Genomic DNA, 16,313 nt, shown 5'->3' with positions numbered 1-16,313 from the left:
CGGGACGTGCGGGCTCACGCGGCCGGCCCGAGCACCTACGACGTGGGCCGGCCCGCTCGGAGCCGAGCCGAGCCACCGACCACCGAGGCGTCAGAGGCGGGCAGAGGCGGGCAGAGTGCCGCCCTGACATGTCGGCTCGGGCGGGCCGTCCGTGCCGACCAGTCGTGCGGAAGCCCGGCCGGCGCATTCCCGTCACCCTCCCGGAAGCCGAAGCCGAAGCCGAAGCCGACGCTGGAAGCCGGAACCTGGAACCAGGAGAACTCCGAGCCCAGGTGGGGCGGGAACGCGTCGGCGGGACCTCCGGACGCGGCGCGGCGGCAGGCCCGCCCCGCGTCGTCGAGGCGTGGTCGGGCGGGGGCTGGTCGCCCTGCCCGTTACTTCAGTGCCAGCCAGGCCACCGCCGCGACGATCGCCACCGCCGCGACGATGCCGAGGATCAGGCCGAGGCGGGAGCCGGTCGGGGCGGGGGCCTGGCGGGATGCCTGGGGGGCGCCCTCGTCGACGAAGGCCCGGAACATCTGGGTGCTGCCGGCGGGGTCGTGGTTGCCCTGGGGGCCCTGCGTGTTAGCCATGCCCCGAGACACTAGCGAAAGCGGCCGGGACGGCCCAAGCGGGGGGCGCGGTCCGGCCCGATCGGTGCTCCGCCCTCGGTCACCTCCCTCACCTGGGCGTTTACTGCCGCAATACGCGTCTTTGCCAACTTTTTGCGGCGCTCACCGCCGATTTATTTGTCTGTAGCAACCAAGCGCTTCTATGGTTGCCCTAAGCAACGAACACGGGAGGTGTGATGGCCGGGCAGGCGCAGTTCGAGGAACTGGCCCGTCAGCTCAGCGCCGTCGGAGCCGTGAAGCGGGACCTCGGGCGGATCCTGCCGGCCGACTGCTCCCCGGGCTCGGCGGGTGTGCTGACGCTGCTCGACCGGCACGGTGACCTACGCATGAGCGCCCTGTCCGAGCTGCTCGCCGTCGACATGTCGGTGACCAGCCGGCACGCGGCGCACCTCGCCGAGCGGGGCTGGATCGAACGGTCCCCGGACCCGGCGGACAAGCGTTCGCGCATTCTGCGCCTCACCCCCGAGGGTCACGCGATGCTCGCCGAGCTGACCCGGCGCAGCACCGATCTCCTGGCGGAGCGGCTGGGCGACTGGACCGACGACGAGGTCGGCCAGCTCATCGGGCTGATGACGCGGCTGCGCGCCAGCTTCGGCGACTGCCGGTCGACCCCGCACCGGCCCCAACGGCCCGCCCCCGTTCCCCCTGCCGTTCCCGTGGGCGAACACCCGCGTGGACCGTCACGCGAACAGACCACCCGTACACCCGCACAAGCGACATAAGAGAAGGAAGCCCATGGCAACGACCACACCAGCCGGTGTGCGGGCTCACGCGAAGCACGGCGGAGGGTCCGCCGGCGACGCTCCGATGACCCACCGGCAGATCATGGAGGCCCTCTCCGGACTGCTCCTCGGCATGTTCGTGGCGATCCTGTCGTCCACGATCGTCTCGAACGCCCTCCCGGAGATCATCGGCGACCTCGGCGGCGGCCAGTCCGCCTACACCTGGGTCGTCACCGCCACCCTCCTGTCGATGACCGCGACCACCCCCCTCTGGGGCAAGCTCGCGGACCTGTACGACAAGAAGGCGCTCGTCCAGATAGCGCTCGTCATCTACGTGCTCGGATCGGCCGCCGCCGGTCTGTCGCAGAACCCCGGGATGCTGATCGCCTGCCGCGTGGTGCAGGGCGTCGGCGTGGGCGGCCTCTCCGCGCTCGCCCAGATCGTCATGGCCGCGATGATCTCCCCGCGTGAGCGCGGACGTTACTCCGGCTACCTCGGCGCCACCTTCGCCGTCGCCACCGTCGGCGGTCCGCTGCTCGGCGGTGTCATCACCGACACCAGCTGGCTGGGCTGGCGCTGGTGCTTCTACGTCGGTGTGCCCTTCGCCGTGATCGCGCTGATCGTGCTCCAGAAGACCCTGCACCTGCCCGTCGTGAAGCGGGACGTCAGGGTCGACTGGGCCGGCGCGTTCTTCATCTCGGCCGCGGTCTCGCTGCTGCTGGTCTGGGTCACCTTCGCGGGTGACAAGTACGACTGGCTGTCCTGGCAGACGTACGCGATGGTCGCCGGCTCGATCGCGCTCGGGCTGATCTTCGTGCTCGTCGAGTCGAAGGCCACCGAGCCGATCATCCCGCTGCGGCTCTTCCGCAACCGCACGATCACCCTCTCCTCCATCGCCTCGATGTTCGTCGGCGTCGCGATGTTCTCCGGCACGGTGTTCTTCGCCCAGTACTTCCAGCTGGCCCGGGACAAGTCCCCGACCATGTCGGGCGTCATGACGATCCCGATGATCGGCGGCCTGTTCGTCTCCTCCACCGTCTCCGGGCAGTTCATCACCAAGACCGGCAAGTGGAAGGCCTGGCTGGTCAGCGGCGGTGTGCTCATCACGGCCGGCCTCGGTCTGCTGGGCACCATCCGCTACGACACCCCGTACTGGAAGACCGCCGTCTTCATGGCCCTCCTCGGCCTCGGCGTCGGCATGATGATGCAGAACCTGGTGCTGTCCACGCAGAACCAGGTCGCCCCCAGCGACCTCGGGGCGGCCAGCTCCACGGTCACCTTCTTCCGCTCCCTGGGCGGTGCGATGGGCGTCTCGGCGCTCGGTGCCGTCATGGCCAACCGCATCGGTGACTACGCCCGTGACGGCATCGCGGGCCTCGGCCCCGACTACGCCTCCCTCGCGGCCGGTTCCAGCTCGGGCGACTCCATCCCCGACATGGACAAGCTGCCGCTGCCGCTGCGCACGGTCATGGAGAGCGCGTACGGCCACGGCATCGCGGACGTCTTCCTGATCGCCGCCGTCATGGCCCTGCTGGCCTTCCTCATCACGCTGTTCATCAAGGAGGTCCCGCTGAGGACCAGGGGCGCGCTGGCGCAGACCGCCGCCGACGGCACCCCGGCCGAGGCCCAGGCTCCCGCCGAGGCGCAGGCCCCCGGTGAGGCCCAGGCTCCCGGTGAAAAGGTCCTCACCGGAGCCGGCTCGACCGCCGAGGCCGGTCCCGAGGGCACGCAGCGGCTCGCGGCCGTCGCCACCGCCGACGCGCCCGGGGCCTCCTCCGGCGGGATCCCGGTCCGTGGCTTCGTCCGCGGCGCCGAGAGCGCGCCCGTCCCGCAGGCCGCGGTCACGCTGATCTCCCTCGCCGGCCGTCAGCTGGGCCGCTCGGTCGCGCAGGCCGACGGCTCCTACGGGCTGGACGCGCCGGGCACGGGATCGTACGTCCTGATCGCCTCCGCCGACGGGTTCCAGCCGCAGGCGTCCACGGTCGTCGTCAACGGCGAGCCGGTCGCCTACGACATCCTGCTCAGCGGGACCAGCGGGCTCGGCGGTGTCGTGCGGGCCGCCGAGTCGGGCGGGCCCGTCAAGGACGCCATGGTCGTCGTCACCGATGTGCGCGGCGATCTGCTGGCCACCGGGACCACCGGTGAGCAGGGCGAGTTCTCCTTCACCGAGCTGGTGCCGGGTGCCGTGACCGTCGCGGTGAACGCCGCCGGGTTCCGGCCGCGCGCCCTGCCCGTCGAGGTGGGCGTGACCGGGGTGACCCGTGTGGAGCTGGTCCTCGACGCGGGGGCGCGGGTCCAGGGCGTCGTCCGGGCGCCGCACGGTCCGCTGGCCGACGCGCGCGTGACGCTCGTCGACGCGGCGGGCAACGTGGTCGGCACCGCCACCACCGGCGTCGACGGGGCGTACGCCTTCACCGACCTCGACGGCGGCGACTACACGGTCATCGCGACCGGATACCCGCCGGTGGCCACCGCCCTGACCGTCGCCGGCACCGGCGTGGACGGCCACGACATCGCACTCGCCCACCCCGGCGAGTAGCACGACACGGCACCGGCCCGTGGCGGGGGTTCGCCCCGCCACGGGCCGGTCTCTTCGAGGAGTTACGTGAGATGGGACTGACCGCGAGGATCCGCACCCGGGACGGATGGGCCGTGACGCACGCGGTCGTCACGGTGACGGACACGACGGGCACGCAGGTCCTGCGCGCCGAGGCCGACGCGGAGGGCGCCGTGCGGGACGCGACCGCGCTGGCGCCGGGCGCGTACACCGTGATCGTCACCGCCGTCGGATACGCGCCGGCCGCGGCGAGCGCGCTGGTCACCGCGAGCGGCCGGGCCGAGGTCGGCACGCTCACGCTGGCCCGGCAGGGCGGCACCGAGCTGCCGCCGCCCGGCCCGTGGACCGTCGACCCGGCGCACTCCACGGTCGGCGCGGTCGCCCAGCACCTGGGGATCTCCAGTGTGCGCGGCCGCTTCACCGACTTCGCCGCGTTGGTCGAGATCGCCCCCGACGACGTCGCCCGGTCGCGGGTGGAGGCGGTGATCCGGGCCGCGTCCATCGACACCGGGAACGGCATGCGCGACACCCACCTGCGCTCGGCGGACTTCCTGGACGTCGACGCCCACCCGGAGATCACCTACCGCTCGACCGGCCTGACGGCCGCGGGCCCCGACCGCTGGACGGTCCACGGCGACCTGTCCCTGCGCGGGATCGTCCGCCCCGTCGACCTGGACCTCGCCTACCTCGGCACCGGCGCGGACCCGTGGGGCGGCACCCGCGCGGCCTTCCGCGCCACGGCCGACCTGCACCGGGAGGACTTCGCCATCAACTACAACCAGGTCGTGCAGGCCGGCATCGCCGCCATCGGTACGACGCTCAAGGTGGAACTGGACATCCAGGCCGTGCAGGGGCGGTCGCTGCCGCAGGCGTAGGACGGCCGGGGTCGGCCACGGCGCCCGCCCGCGCGCCTACGCTGGCCCCATGGCACCGAACATCGCGACCAACACGTCCGTCTCCCTCGACGAGCTGCTGGACTTCGTACGCCCCCGGCACCGCGCGATCCTCCTGACCCGCCGGTCCGACGGCAGCCCCCAGGCCTCGCCGCTGACCTGCGGGGTCGACGACTCGGGCCGGATCGTCGTGTCCACCTATCCGGAACGGGCCAAGACGCGCAACGCCCAGCGGGACGAGCGCGTCAGCGTCCTCGTGCTGAGCGACGAGTGGAACGGGCCGTGGGTCCAGATCGACGGCCGCGCCGAGGTCATCGACTCACCCGACTCCGTCGAGGCGCTCGTCGAGTACTACCGCAACATCGCCGGTGAGCACCCGGACTGGGACGAGTACCGGGCGGCGATGGTGAAGCAGGGCAAGTCGATCATCCGCGTCACACCCGAGCGGTGGGGTCCGGTCGCCACCGGCGGCTTCCCGGCGCGGCTCGCACCCCAGGAGTGAACCGGCCCGAACCCCTCAGCCCCGTTCCACCATCGCCTCGATGCCCGCGACCAGCAGGTCCAGGGCGAAGGTGAAGTCGCGGTCCAGCATCTCCGCGACCGTGTCGCCGCCGCGGGCCGCCATGAGGTTCCTGGACTCCTCGATGACCTCGGCGGTCTCCGGCGCCTCGGTCACCTTGCTCATGGAGTGCTGGAAGTACTCGTCCGGGGTCATGCCCGCGTCCGCCACCCGGCCGAAGAAGTGGCCCTCGATCGTGCCGTAGCCGTACACGAACTGGAAGACCGCCGAGATCGCGCTCGTGATGCGGTGGTCGGGCAGACCCGTGCGGCGGACCACCCGCTGGACCGTGCGGGAGAAGACCAGCGCGTTCGGCCCGATGTTGAGGTACCGCCCGGCCAGCGGCGACAGCCAGGGGTGCCGCACCAGCAGCGCCCGGTACGACGCCGCGAGCGCCCGCAGCTGCCCGCGCCAGTCCTCGCCCGCCGCCGGGTCGGGCAGCTCCAGCTCGCCGAAGGCCGCGTCGAGGGCGAGTTCCAGCAGGTCGTCCTTGGTGTCGACGTACCAGTAGACGGACATCGCCGTCACGCTCAGCTCGGTCGCCAGCCGGCGCATGGAGAACCTGTCCAGGCCCTCCGCGTCCAGCAGCCGTACGGTGACCTCGGTGATCCGGTTCCGGTCGAGTCCCGACGGCTGGCTCCCGCCCCGTCCCCGGCGCGCCTTGCCCTCCAGCCACACGCTGGTACGCCTGGGCTGCTCGGCAGCCTTCGCCATGGCACACCTCTCTGGGGTTCTCCGGGTCACTGCTGATGACGATGCTAGGCGCCGACCGAGCCTTCAAGAGGCGGGGCCGACGACGGGCGGCTGCCCCGACGGCGGGGGGCTCACGCGGCCGGTGCCGTGGCGTCCTTCCTCGCCGCCCTGCGCAGCAGCACCGCCGCCACCAGTCCGCCCAGCAGCACGGCGGCCGCGCCCACCAGCTGACTGCTCTCCAGTCCGGCGGCGAACATGTCGACCACCCGGCGCCGTTCCTCCCCCGGACCCGCCGCGGCCAGCGCCTCCGGCAGGGAGTCCGCCGTGAACCGCGAGCTGAGCACCGCCCCGAGGACGGCCACACCCAGCCCGGTCCCGAACTCGGCGAGGGTGCCGTTGATCCCGGCCCCGACCCCGGCCCTGGCGGGCGGGATCGCGCTCATGACAGCGTGGGCCATGGCCGGGCCGGCGAGCGCGGTGCCGGTCCCGATGAGCAGCAGCCCGGCCAGCGTGCCGGCGTACCCGCCGGAGGCCGTCGTGGCGATGGAGACCAGCCCCGCCGACATCGCCGTCATCCCGAGCAGGATCGACACCGGGCCGCCCAGCCGCGCCAGCCACTTCGCCGACACCCCGGTGAAGTTGAGGGCCACGACGGTCAGCGCCAGCGGCGCGGTGCGCAGGCCCGCCTCCAGGGGGCCGTATCCGAGGACGAACTGGAGGTGCTGGGTGAGCAGGAAGAGGGCTCCGCCCATGCCGAAGGCGACCAGCACCGTGCCGGCGACGGCGCCCGTGAAGCGGCGGTCGCGGAAGAAGCGGAGGTCGAGCATGGGGTGCGCGAGGTGGTTCTCCCAGTAGCCGAACAGGCCGAGGGCGGCCACCGCGACGGCCGCGCTCGCCAGGGCACGGCCCGACGTCCAGCCGTGCGAGGGGCCGGAGATGATGACGAAGACGAGTGACCCCATGCCGATCGTGGAGAACAGCGCGCCGAGCAGGTCGGGGCGGTCGCCCTGCGGGTCCTTCGACTCGGGGACCAGGGCGACGACCGCCACCAGGCCCAGGGCGGCGACCGGCAGGTTGATCAGGAAGATCGAGCCCCACCAGAAGTGGTCGAGCAGGAAGCCGCCGACGAGGGGGCCGGTGGCGAAGCCCAGCGAGTTGACCGCGGCCCAGACGCCGATCGCCTTCGGCTGTTCCTCGGGCGGGAAGATCTGCATGGCCACGGCGAGGGTGGTGGTCATCAGCAGCGCCCCGCCGACGCCCATGCCGGCGCGCGCCGCGATCAGCTGGCCGGTGCTCTGGGCGAGGGCGGCGGTCAGGGATCCGATGCCGAACAGGACGAGGCCCGCTGCGAGCATCCTCTTGCGGCCGTACCGGTCGGCGGCGCTGCCCGCGGTGAGCAGCAGGCCCGACTGGACCAGCGAGTAGGCGTTGATCATCCACTGGATGTCGGCGGTGCCCGCGTCCATCTCGCGGGTGAGCGAGGGGATCGCCACGTTCAGGACGGTGTTGTCGAGCAGCACGGTGAGCTGCGCGAGGCAGATCACCCCGAGGATCGGCCAGCGCTGGGGGTGGCCCTGGGCGCGGTCCTGGGGGAGTGTCGAGGGCACGGTCATGTTCTACACCGTATAACCACTCCTGTACGGCGTACAACAGCCGGGTGCGGCGGAGACGCGGGGAAGGGCGGCGACCGCGGTCACCGCCCTTCCCCGAACACCGGACGTCGGCCTCAGCCGGTCGCCTCCTTCGTCAGGTCGTAGAAGGTGGCCGAACCCACCGTGACCTGCTGGAAGTTGGCCTCGATCCACTCGGTGATCCGCGCGGAGGCGCCATCGCCGCTGCCGCCCATGCCGCCGCCCGATCCGCCGCCGATGAAGTAGTGGATCCTGCCGTCGGCGACGTACTGCTGGAACTGCGCCAGCGTCGGCGACGGGTCGGTGCCGTTGAAGCCGCCGATGGCCATCACCGGGTCACCGGTGGCCAGTTGGTAGCTCGCGGCGTTCTGGGAGCCGATGGCCGCCGCGGCCCAGGTGTACCGGTCGGAGTCGGTCTCCAGCAGCTTCTTGGCCTCGTCGGTGACGGTGGCGCCGTTGATCAGGCCGCCCACCCCGCCTCCGCCGCCCGTCCGGCCGCCGTCGCCGTTCGCCTGACCACCGGGAGCGGTCTGGCCCTGGCCCGGCGTGGTGCCGTTCGGCCGGCCGGGCATGCCGCCGCCGGGGAGACCGCCGCCGTTGCCCTGGCCCTGCTGACCCTGGTTCTGCCGGCCCTGGCCCTGCTGACCCGGCATGCCGCCACCACCGCCGGGACCGCCCCGGCCGCCGCCCCCCATGGACGCGCCCGCCGGACCCGCCGTCGGGATGGAACCGGTGTGCGCGGAGTTCACGGTGCTCAGCGTGTACGCCGCCGGTCCGGCCAGTGCCGCGACGACGCTCACGGCCGCCGCCGCGAGGGCGAGCCGCCGGGTCAGCCGGCCCGCGAAGACGAGGCCGAGCGCGCCGGCCAGCCCGCCGACCAGCACCAGCCACTTCAGCCAGGGCAGGTAGTCCGGGGTGCGGTCGAGCAGGACGTATCCCCAGGCCGCGGCCGCCACGGAGGCGGCTGCCAGGGTGAGGGACGCCCGGACTCCGGAGCGCTTCTCCCACAGGAGACCGGCGCCCATGCCGATCACGGCGGCCAGGTACGGGGCCAGCGCGATCGTGTAGTACTGGTGGAAGATGCCCGCCATGTAGCTGAAGACCACCGTGGTGATCAGCAACGACCCGCCCCAGACCAGGAACGCGCCGCGCGTCGCCGAGGTCCGCCCCCGCCTGCGTGTGGCCACCAGGCCCGCGACCAGCAGGATCAGCGCGGTGGGCAGCAGCCAGGAGATCTGGGCGCCGATCTCGGAGTTGAACATCCGGTCCCAGCCGGTCTCACCCCACTGACCGGTCCCGCCACCGCCGCCACCGCCGCCGACGCTTCCGGTCTCCTCGCCGTTGAGGCGGCCGAGCCCGTTGTAGCCGAAGGTCAGCTCCAGGAAGGAGTTGTTCTGCGAGCCGCCGATGTACGGGCGGGAGGACGCGGGCCACAGCTCGACGATCGCGACCCACCAGCCGCCGGAGACGACCAGCGCGGCCGTCGCCAGGGCCAGCTGCGACAGACGCTTCCTCAGCGGCACCGGCGCGCAGACGGCGTACACGACCGCCAGCGGCGGCAGGATCAGGAAGGCCTGCAAGGTCTTGGCGAGGAACGCGAAGCCGATCGCGACACCGGCCCACACCAGCCACCTGGTGCGGCCGTCCTCCAGGGCGCGGACCACGAGATAGCAGGCCACGGTCATCAGCAGGGCCAGCAGGGCGTCCGGGTTGTTGAACCGGAACATCAGCGCGGCGACCGGGGTCAGCGCGAGGACCGCGCCCGCGATCAGACCCGCCGCGGGGCTGAACCGGCGGCGCACGGAGGCGTAGACGACGGCGACCGAGCCGACGCCCATCAGCGCCTCGGGGACGAGGATCGCCCACGAGCTGAGACCGAAGATCCGCACGGCGAGCGCCATCGGCCACAGCGCGGCCGGGGGCTTGTCGACGGTGATGGCGTTCGCCGAGTCGAGCGAGCCGAAGAAGAAGGCCTTCCAGCTCTGGCTGCCGGCCTGTACGGCCGCCGAGTAGAAGGAGTTCGCGTAGCCGGAGGCGCTCAGGTCGTACAGGTACAGGACGCAGGTGGCGAGCAGCAGTGCGAGGAAGGCCGGGCGCACCCAGCGGGGGTCCTCGGGCCGGCCGCGCCACAGCCGGCGGGCGAGGGGCTGTTTCGGCTCGCCCGGACCGGGGGCGGGGGCGTCCGGTTCCCGCGGCGCCGCGGGAGGGGCTGTGTCGGGCGCGCTCCGGGCGGCCGTGGCGGTTGTGGCGCCCGTGGCGGTTGTGGTGCCCGTGGCGGTTGTGGCGGCCGTGGCGGCGGTACCGGCCGCCTGAGCCGTGTCGTCGAGGTGGGTGGTCATCGGGCGTCCCCCGGGTCGGTGTCGTGGGGGCGCACCGGCTGCAACCGCATGGTGGCGTCCCGCCAGGTGCCGTCCGCGCCCGTGCCGGCGCGGAACTGGGTCGTGCCGCCGGTCCCGGGCGGGGTGGAGGGCCGCCGCGGCAGCGGTCCGGGCGCGGGACCCGTCGGTGGGGCGGCGGGGCGCGCCGGGGGCCGGTCCGCGAGCCGGGCCCCGGGCTGCTCGTCGTCCCGCCGGTCCGGGAACACCCAGGCCCGGAAGAGGAGGAAGCGCAGGACCGTCGCCGCGAGGTTGGCGGCGACCAGGACGGCCAGCTCGGTGGCGTGTGCCGGGTCGGACGTCGCCGCGTCGAGCGCGAAGAGGGATCCGCTGGTCAGCGCGAGGCCGATACCGAAGACGACCAGGCCCTGCGCCTGGTGGCGGACGGCGCCGGCCCGGCCGCGCACCCCGAAGGTGAGCCGGCGGTTGGCGGCGGTGTTGGCGACCGCGGAGACGAGCAGCGCGAGCGCGTTGGCCGTCTGGGAGCCGGAGAACTGCCGGAAACCGCTGTAGAGCAGCAGGTAGAAGAGGGTGGACAGGCCGCCGACGACGCAGAAGCCGACGAGCTGACGGGCCAGGCCCTTGGGTACGTCCATGATGTCGCGGTCGCGGGGATCGTCGCCGAACGGCCTGGTCAGCCGGTCCAGGGGGAGCGAACCGGTGGCCAGCGCCCGGCCCACGCGCCATACCCCTTTCAGGTCGTCGGTCGCCGTCCTCACGATGTGCACCGTGGAGTCCGGGTCGTCGACCCAGTCGACCGGCACCTCGTGGATACGGAGACCGGCTCGTTCGGCGAGCACCAGCATCTCAGTGTCGAAGAACCAGCCGGTGTCCTCCACCAACGGGAGCAGCAGTTGCGCCACATCGCGGCGGATCGCCTTGAAGCCGCACTGGGCGTCCGAGAAGCGGGCCTGGAGCGAGCCGCGCAGGATCAGGTTGTACGAGCGGGAGATGAACTCCCGCTTGGCCCCGCGCACCACCCGGGAGCTGCGGGCCAGCCGGGAGCCGATCGCCAGGTCGGAGTGGCCCGAGATCAGCGGCGCCACCAGCGGCAGCAGCGCGTTGAGGTCGGTGGACAGGTCGACGTCCATGTAGGCGAGGATGGGGGCGTCCGAGGCCGACCAGACGGTCCGCAGGGCCCGGCCGCGGCCCTTCTGCTCCAGCCGCACGGACCTCACCTCCGGGACCCGCGCCTCCAGCAGCCTCGCCACGTCGGGGGTGCTGTCCGTCGACGCGTTGTCCGCGACGGTGATGCGGAACGGGTAGGGGAACGTCCGCGTCAGATGGTCGTGCAGTCTGCGCACGCAGGGCTGGAGGTCCTTCTCCTCGTTGTAGACGGGAATCACTACGTCCAGGACAGGCGTACCGGCGGTGGCGGCCGGGAGGTGCTCCCGCGCCGGCAGGGTGCCGGGAGAAGAGTCGGTTCGCATGTCGACGACTTTCCTCAGGCGCCCTGTTGCGCCCATGTGCCGGCCCTGTGCTGGCCCTGTGAGTCCCGGCGCCAGTCGGTTTCGGGCGCGGGCCGGGGCACGGCGGGGGCGACAGCGGGCAGGTGCACGGTGAAGACGGTCCGTCCGGGAACGCTGTCGACGGTCACGGCGCCGCCGTGGGCGGTCGCGACGGCCTCCACGATGGCGAGGCCCAGCCCGGTCGAGCCGGTGGCGCGGGAGCGCGCGGAGTCGCCGCGGGCGAACCGTTCGAAGACCCGCGGGAGCAGGTCCGACGGGATGCCCTGACCGTTGTCCTGGACGTCCACGCACAGCCACGGGCCGCGCCGCTGCACGCGCGCGGTGACGGTCGTACCCGGCGGTGTGTGGGTGCGGGCGTTGGCCAGCAGGTTGACCAGGACCTGTTGGAGACGGGCCGGGTCGGCGGAGACGAGGGCGGGCTCCTCGGGGAGTTCGAGGCGCCATACGTGACGGGGTCCGGCCGCGCGGGCGTCGCTGATGGTGTCGATGACGAGCGGCACCAGGTCGGTCTGCTCGAACTGGAGCGGGCGGCCCGCGTCGAGGCGGGCGAGCAGCAGCAGGTCCTCCACGAGGAAGGTCATCCGGCCGGCCTCGGACTCGATCCGGCCCAGCGCGTGCCGGGTGTCCGGCCCGACCTGCTCGCGTCCGCGGCGGGTCAGCTCGGCGTACCCCCGGATGGAGGCCAGCGGCGTTCTCAGTTCGTGGCTGGCGTCCGCGACGAACTGGCGGACCCGCATCTCGCTCTCCTGGCGGGCGTGCAGGGCGCCGTGGACGTGGTTCAGCATCCGGTTGAGCGCGGCGCCGACCTGGCCGACCTCGGTGTGCGGGTCGGTCTCGGACTCGGGGACCCGCTCGGAGAGGTTGACCTCGCCGGTGTGCAGGGGGAGTTCGGAGACCCGGGTGGCGGTGGCGGCGACCTTGCGGAGCGGCCGGGTGGCGAGGCCGACGAGCACGTAGCCGGCGATGACGGCGGCGCCGAGGCCGGCGGCGGTGACGCTGATCTCCACGATGATCAGCGTGTTGACGGTGCTGTCGACCGCGGCGGTCGGCAGGGCGACGTAGTAGTCGGAGCCGTCGTCGCCGTGCACATGGGCGACGAGATAGTCGCCGAGGCCGGGAATGGTCACGGTGTGCGTGCCGGTGGTGGGCACGTCCTCGAACACGGAGCGCTGGGCCGCGCTCAGCGCGGTGGCCCGCATCTGCTGGCGGATGTCGTCCGACACCCGCTCGGCGACGACGGCCTTGGAGATCGTGCCGTCGGCCGCGACCTTCGCCGCCACGGTGTTCTCCTGCGTCGGACCGTTGGTGACGAAGCCGTCGACCCGGTCCTCCACCAGGGTCGACTTCTCGTCGCCGTGGCCGAACGGAGGGCCCGTGAGACGCTTGCCGGCGTCGACGACCTGACCGCCCAGCTGCTCGTACAGGTGCGACCGCAACGCCAGCGTCGTGACCGTGCCGATCACCGCGCAGACCACCGCGATCAGCACCACCGACGCGACGACGAGCCGGGTCCGCAGGGTGCGGGGCTTGCGCAACCTGCCTGCTCGCTGCTGCGCACGCGGCCGTCGTCGCCCGCTCATGACACCGCGGGCTTGATCAGGTAACCGGCGCCGCGCCGCGTGTGGATCATCGGCTCGCGACCCGCGTCGATCTTGCGGCGCAGATACGAGATGTACAGCTCGACCACGTTGGCCTGGCCGCCGAAGTCGTAGGACCACACCCGGTCCAGGATCTGCGCCTTGCTGAGCACGCGCCGCGGGTTGCGCATCAGGAAGCGCAGCAGCTCGAACTCGGTGGCGGTGAGGTGGATGTTGTCGCCGCCCCGCGAGACCTCGTGGCTGTCCTCGTCCAGGGTCAGGTCGCCGACGACGAGCACCGACTCGGAGCGGCGGTCGGCGGCGCCGGAGCGGCGGATCAGCCCGCGCAGCCGGGCCACGACCTCCTCCAGGGAGAACGGCTTGGTGACGTAGTCGTCGCCGCCCGCGGTGAGGCCGGCGATCCGGTCCTCGACGGCGTCCTTGGCGGTGAGGAACAGGACGGGCACGTCCGGCAGTTCGCGGCGCAGCCGACCGAGGACCGCGAGCCCGTCCATGTCCGGCAGCATCATGTCGAGGACGACGGCGTCGGGCCGGAAGTCGCGGGCGGTCTGGATGGCGCCCGTGCCGTCACCGGCGCTCCGGATCTGCCATCCCTCGTAGCGCAGGGCCATGGACAGCAGTTCGGTGATCGACAACTCGTCGTCCACCACAAGCACTCGGACGGGGCTCCCGTCCGGCCTCAGCAGTTCGGTGCGCCCCTGGGGCGAGGTCGTGGTCATGGAGGACACCATGTCGGGGTCCTCTGAGAACACGCTTTCCCCTGTCTGTGATTTGCCTGAGAACCGCACAGGAAGCTCTCAGGGTGGCGCGGCGCGGGCGCGTTCCGGTCGTCCGTCCGTCCGCGTATGCCCCGGTTCGGCGGCCGGGGCGATGCTGTGAACCGCCCGACCCCGCGAGGGAAACCCTGGGAGTTCCTGGGAATTCCTTGAGGACCTGTCCTGTCCGGTGCCGGCCGCGAGGGCGGTCCGGCGGAGCGCGCCGCAGCGGCCGCTGGGGGAGGACTCCGGCCGAACGGGCGACGGGCAGGCACGGGGGCGGCCGTGCGCAGGGGGGATGACGGGTGACCCGTTCGGCAGAACCGGGGTGGACGGACGGGGGCCCGGACGGGCGAGGGCCCGGACGGGCGAGGGACGGACCGACGAGGGCCCGGACGGGCGAGGGACGGACCGACGAGGGCCCGGACGGGCGAGGGACGGACCGACGAGGGACGACATCAGACAGACAGGGTGACGACGGAGGGCCGCAGCCGGACGGCCCGGCGGGAACGTCCGCCCCCCTCCCGCCTCGTCCCGCCCCTCAGAACAGCTCGTCCTGGGTATGTCCCGCCGGCTTCGCGAACTCCCGCACCGGAACGGTCACTTCATCCGCTCCCGTGGCCGGGACCAGCTCCCAGCCGCGCATCAGCCGGGTGTCCAGTACGACGACTCCCGCCGCCGTCGCCAGATGCAGATCCGGGCCGGCGGCGGCGACCAGCTCACCACTCACCGCACCCCCGGCCACCAGCTCGCTCACCGCGCCGACGGCAGCCGGTGCCCCCGCCAGCCCGAAGGCCGCGACATGGTCGACGGCCCGGAAGGGCGCCCGGGTCAACGACTCGGGCCAGCCGCCCAGTCCGACCGCCCTCGCGTGCAGGTCCCGGAGTTCGAGCGCCCGTTCACCCTCGTCCACCGGCAACTCGGCCCGCACGGCCCGCTTCTCGGCGTACGGGATGCGGTCCGGGACGCGCAGGGCGGCCCGCAGCAGTTCCTCCGTGCGCCGGGCGGCCATCAGGGGGCCGGTGCCGAGCCAGCTGAAGGACACGGCACCCTGCTCCAGCAGCCGCGCCGGGCCCCGCTCGGCCGCGGTGATCCCGACCTTGACCAGGCCGGGCCCGAACCAGGCCAGGTACACGCGGTAGGGCCGCGGGTCGTCGGCGACGCCGTCCGCGGCGACGGAGTGCGCCCGGTCCAGCCGCCCGCACTCCTCGCAGCGCGCCCCGGTGCCGCGCGCCGGCACCACCGCCCGCACCGGGCACGCATGCCCCCGAGCCCCCGAACAGGACCGCACCGCTCCTTCCGCGACCCCGAAGGCCACCCGCTTCCCCCACGACAGCGGGCTACGACGGCCCCCGTCCCACACCAGCTCGGGTCCCGGCCCCGACCAGCGCAGCCCCGCGCACTTCCATGCCTGTGCCATCCCCCACAACGGTAGGCGCCCCCACTGACAGCACCCCCTCGGCCACCCGCCCGCGCCCCGCCAGCCGGCATCCCACGCACCCCGGATGACCGGCCCGCGCCCGCGTGTCCCGCACCCGCATGCCCCACTCGGCCGGTGGCCGCACGCCCGGCGGCTTGCCCCACCCGGACAGGTGCAGCACCCATGTCACCAGCGCGCTCAGGCCCACGACCGCGAGCCCCGCCGCCAACGTCGCCCGGGACCCGGCACACACCCCGGCCCCCGCCACCGAGGTGCCGACGGTGGCGACCGCCACCCCGGTCCAGCCCGCGACCGTATGCCCTTCGTCGTACAGAGCCATGAAACCCTCACGATCTAAGAAGTTCAGCGAAGTAACCTCTTAGAGGGTAAGAGAAACCGAAAGCAGATAACAAGGAGCCAACAGAAACCGATCACAGAGGGAGCACCGTCCGGCGATGACCGCCCAGCCACCCCGTCCCCCCGCCACTCCCGCGCAGGCGCTGTCGGCGATGGACGACCTCATCGCGGCCAGCCTGGTCGGCCAGCAGGAGATGGCCCAGCGCCTGGGCCTGAACGTCACCGACCTGACCTGTTTCGGGTACGTCATCCAGGCCGGCGAGGATCTCCTCACGGCGGGCGACCTCGCGACCCGCGTCCACGTCACCACGGGCGCGGTGACCGGCATCCTCAATCGCCTGGAACGCGCGGGATACGTCACCCGCCGCCCCGACCCACGAGACCGCCGCCGCGTCCGCGTCGCCGCGGAACCCGCGGCCGTCGCCCGGGTGCACGCCCTGTACGAGCCCTACTACGCCCGGCTCCACACCCTGTTCGCCGACTACTCCCCCGCGGAGACCGCCGTCCTCACGGACTGGTTCACCCGCGCGACCACCCTCGCGAACGCCTACCGGGAGGAGCTGCGCGAGCCGTGACGCCGGCTCACACCGGCAGCGGGCCCACCCACGCCCAGGAGACGCACGTCACACTGCCCCGCTGTCACACCGCCCCGGGCCGCTCCGTCAGAGAGACG

Annotated in this window: 14 protein-coding genes; 5 read left to right on the top strand and 9 right to left on the bottom strand. The window is 72.9% G+C overall.

Annotation, left to right across the window (positions count from 1 at the left end; genetic code table 11):
- Positions 1 to 374 precede the first annotated feature (374 nt).
- Positions 375 to 572 carry a hypothetical protein gene (locus ACFYO5_RS27290; protein ID WP_356568809.1) on the bottom strand — a complete coding sequence of 66 codons (198 nt, stop codon included), beginning with the start codon at positions 570 to 572 and terminating at the stop codon, positions 375 to 377.
- Positions 573 to 787: 215 nt separating this feature from the next.
- Here ACFYO5_RS27290 and ACFYO5_RS27285 point away from each other — a divergent pair, with 215 nt between their 5' ends.
- The 4 genes from ACFYO5_RS27285 to ACFYO5_RS27270 all read left to right on the top strand — a co-directional run bounded on the left by ACFYO5_RS27285 (position 788) and on the right by ACFYO5_RS27270 (position 5,285).
- The gene (locus ACFYO5_RS27285) at positions 788 to 1,333 is read left to right on the top strand and encodes a MarR family transcriptional regulator (RefSeq protein ID WP_356568807.1); all 546 of its coding nucleotides are present in this window, start codon (positions 788 to 790) and stop codon (positions 1,331 to 1,333) included.
- A gap of 13 nt (positions 1,334 to 1,346) precedes the next feature.
- The gene (locus tag ACFYO5_RS27280) at positions 1,347 to 3,872 is read left to right on the top strand and encodes an MFS transporter (RefSeq protein WP_388713490.1); all 2,526 of its coding nucleotides are present in this window, start codon (positions 1,347 to 1,349) and stop codon (positions 3,870 to 3,872) included.
- Positions 3,873 to 3,943: 71 nt separating this feature from the next.
- Positions 3,944 to 4,765, top strand: coding sequence for a YceI family protein (locus ACFYO5_RS27275; RefSeq protein ID WP_388713488.1), 822 nt, complete (start codon positions 3,944 to 3,946; stop codon positions 4,763 to 4,765).
- Between the two features lie 49 nt (positions 4,766 to 4,814).
- Positions 4,815 to 5,285 (top strand): PPOX class F420-dependent oxidoreductase, encoded by a 471-nt coding sequence (locus ACFYO5_RS27270; protein ID WP_356568801.1) that lies wholly within the window; start codon positions 4,815 to 4,817, stop codon positions 5,283 to 5,285.
- A gap of 15 nt (positions 5,286 to 5,300) precedes the next feature.
- On the opposite strand, the gene ACFYO5_RS27265 is transcribed toward ACFYO5_RS27270, so the two are convergent.
- The 8 genes from ACFYO5_RS27265 to ACFYO5_RS27230 form a co-directional block, all read right to left on the bottom strand.
- Positions 5,301 to 6,056 (bottom strand): TetR/AcrR family transcriptional regulator, encoded by a 756-nt coding sequence (locus ACFYO5_RS27265; protein ID WP_388713486.1) that lies wholly within the window; start codon positions 6,054 to 6,056, stop codon positions 5,301 to 5,303.
- A 110-nt stretch (positions 6,057 to 6,166) separates the two neighbouring features.
- Complete coding sequence (locus ACFYO5_RS27260; RefSeq protein ID WP_388713484.1) at positions 6,167 to 7,648, bottom strand: MFS transporter; 1,482 nt, start codon at positions 7,646 to 7,648, stop codon at positions 6,167 to 6,169.
- A 113-nt stretch (positions 7,649 to 7,761) separates the two neighbouring features.
- The gene (locus ACFYO5_RS27255) at positions 7,762 to 10,005 is read right to left on the bottom strand and encodes an ArnT family glycosyltransferase (protein ID WP_388713481.1); all 2,244 of its coding nucleotides are present in this window, start codon (positions 10,003 to 10,005) and stop codon (positions 7,762 to 7,764) included.
- Positions 10,002 to 11,471 carry a glycosyltransferase gene (locus tag ACFYO5_RS27250; RefSeq protein ID WP_388713478.1) on the bottom strand — a complete coding sequence of 490 codons (1,470 nt, stop codon included), beginning with the start codon at positions 11,469 to 11,471 and terminating at the stop codon, positions 10,002 to 10,004. The genes ACFYO5_RS27255 and ACFYO5_RS27250 overlap by 4 nt, the downstream gene beginning before the upstream one ends.
- A gap of 14 nt (positions 11,472 to 11,485) precedes the next feature.
- Positions 11,486 to 13,090, bottom strand: coding sequence for an ATP-binding protein (locus ACFYO5_RS27245; RefSeq protein ID WP_388713475.1), 1,605 nt, complete (start codon positions 13,088 to 13,090; stop codon positions 11,486 to 11,488).
- A complete protein-coding gene (locus ACFYO5_RS27240; protein ID WP_388713472.1) occupies positions 13,087 to 13,827 on the bottom strand; it encodes a response regulator transcription factor in 741 nt (246 codons plus the stop codon). Before ACFYO5_RS27240 ends, ACFYO5_RS27245 begins: the two co-directional genes overlap by 4 nt.
- Before the next feature lie 577 nt (positions 13,828 to 14,404).
- Positions 14,405 to 15,283 (bottom strand): DUF2797 domain-containing protein, encoded by an 879-nt coding sequence (locus ACFYO5_RS27235; RefSeq protein ID WP_388713469.1) that lies wholly within the window; start codon positions 15,281 to 15,283, stop codon positions 14,405 to 14,407.
- The gene (locus tag ACFYO5_RS27230) at positions 15,204 to 15,623 is read right to left on the bottom strand and encodes an HGxxPAAW family protein (protein ID WP_388713466.1); all 420 of its coding nucleotides are present in this window, start codon (positions 15,621 to 15,623) and stop codon (positions 15,204 to 15,206) included. Before ACFYO5_RS27230 ends, ACFYO5_RS27235 begins: the two co-directional genes overlap by 80 nt.
- Positions 15,624 to 15,738: 115 nt before the next feature.
- Here ACFYO5_RS27230 and ACFYO5_RS27225 point away from each other — a divergent pair, with 115 nt between their 5' ends.
- Entirely contained in the window at positions 15,739 to 16,215 is a 477-nt protein-coding gene (locus ACFYO5_RS27225) for a MarR family winged helix-turn-helix transcriptional regulator (protein ID WP_388713463.1), read from the top strand.
- Positions 16,216 to 16,313 lie beyond the last annotated feature (98 nt).

This window comes from Streptomyces sp. NPDC006259 (assembly GCF_042870975.1).
GTDB lineage: Bacteria > Actinomycetota > Actinomycetes > Streptomycetales > Streptomycetaceae > Streptomyces.
The sequence above is the reverse complement of the archived record's forward strand: the minus strand, read 5'-3'. Positions and strand labels throughout refer to the sequence as shown.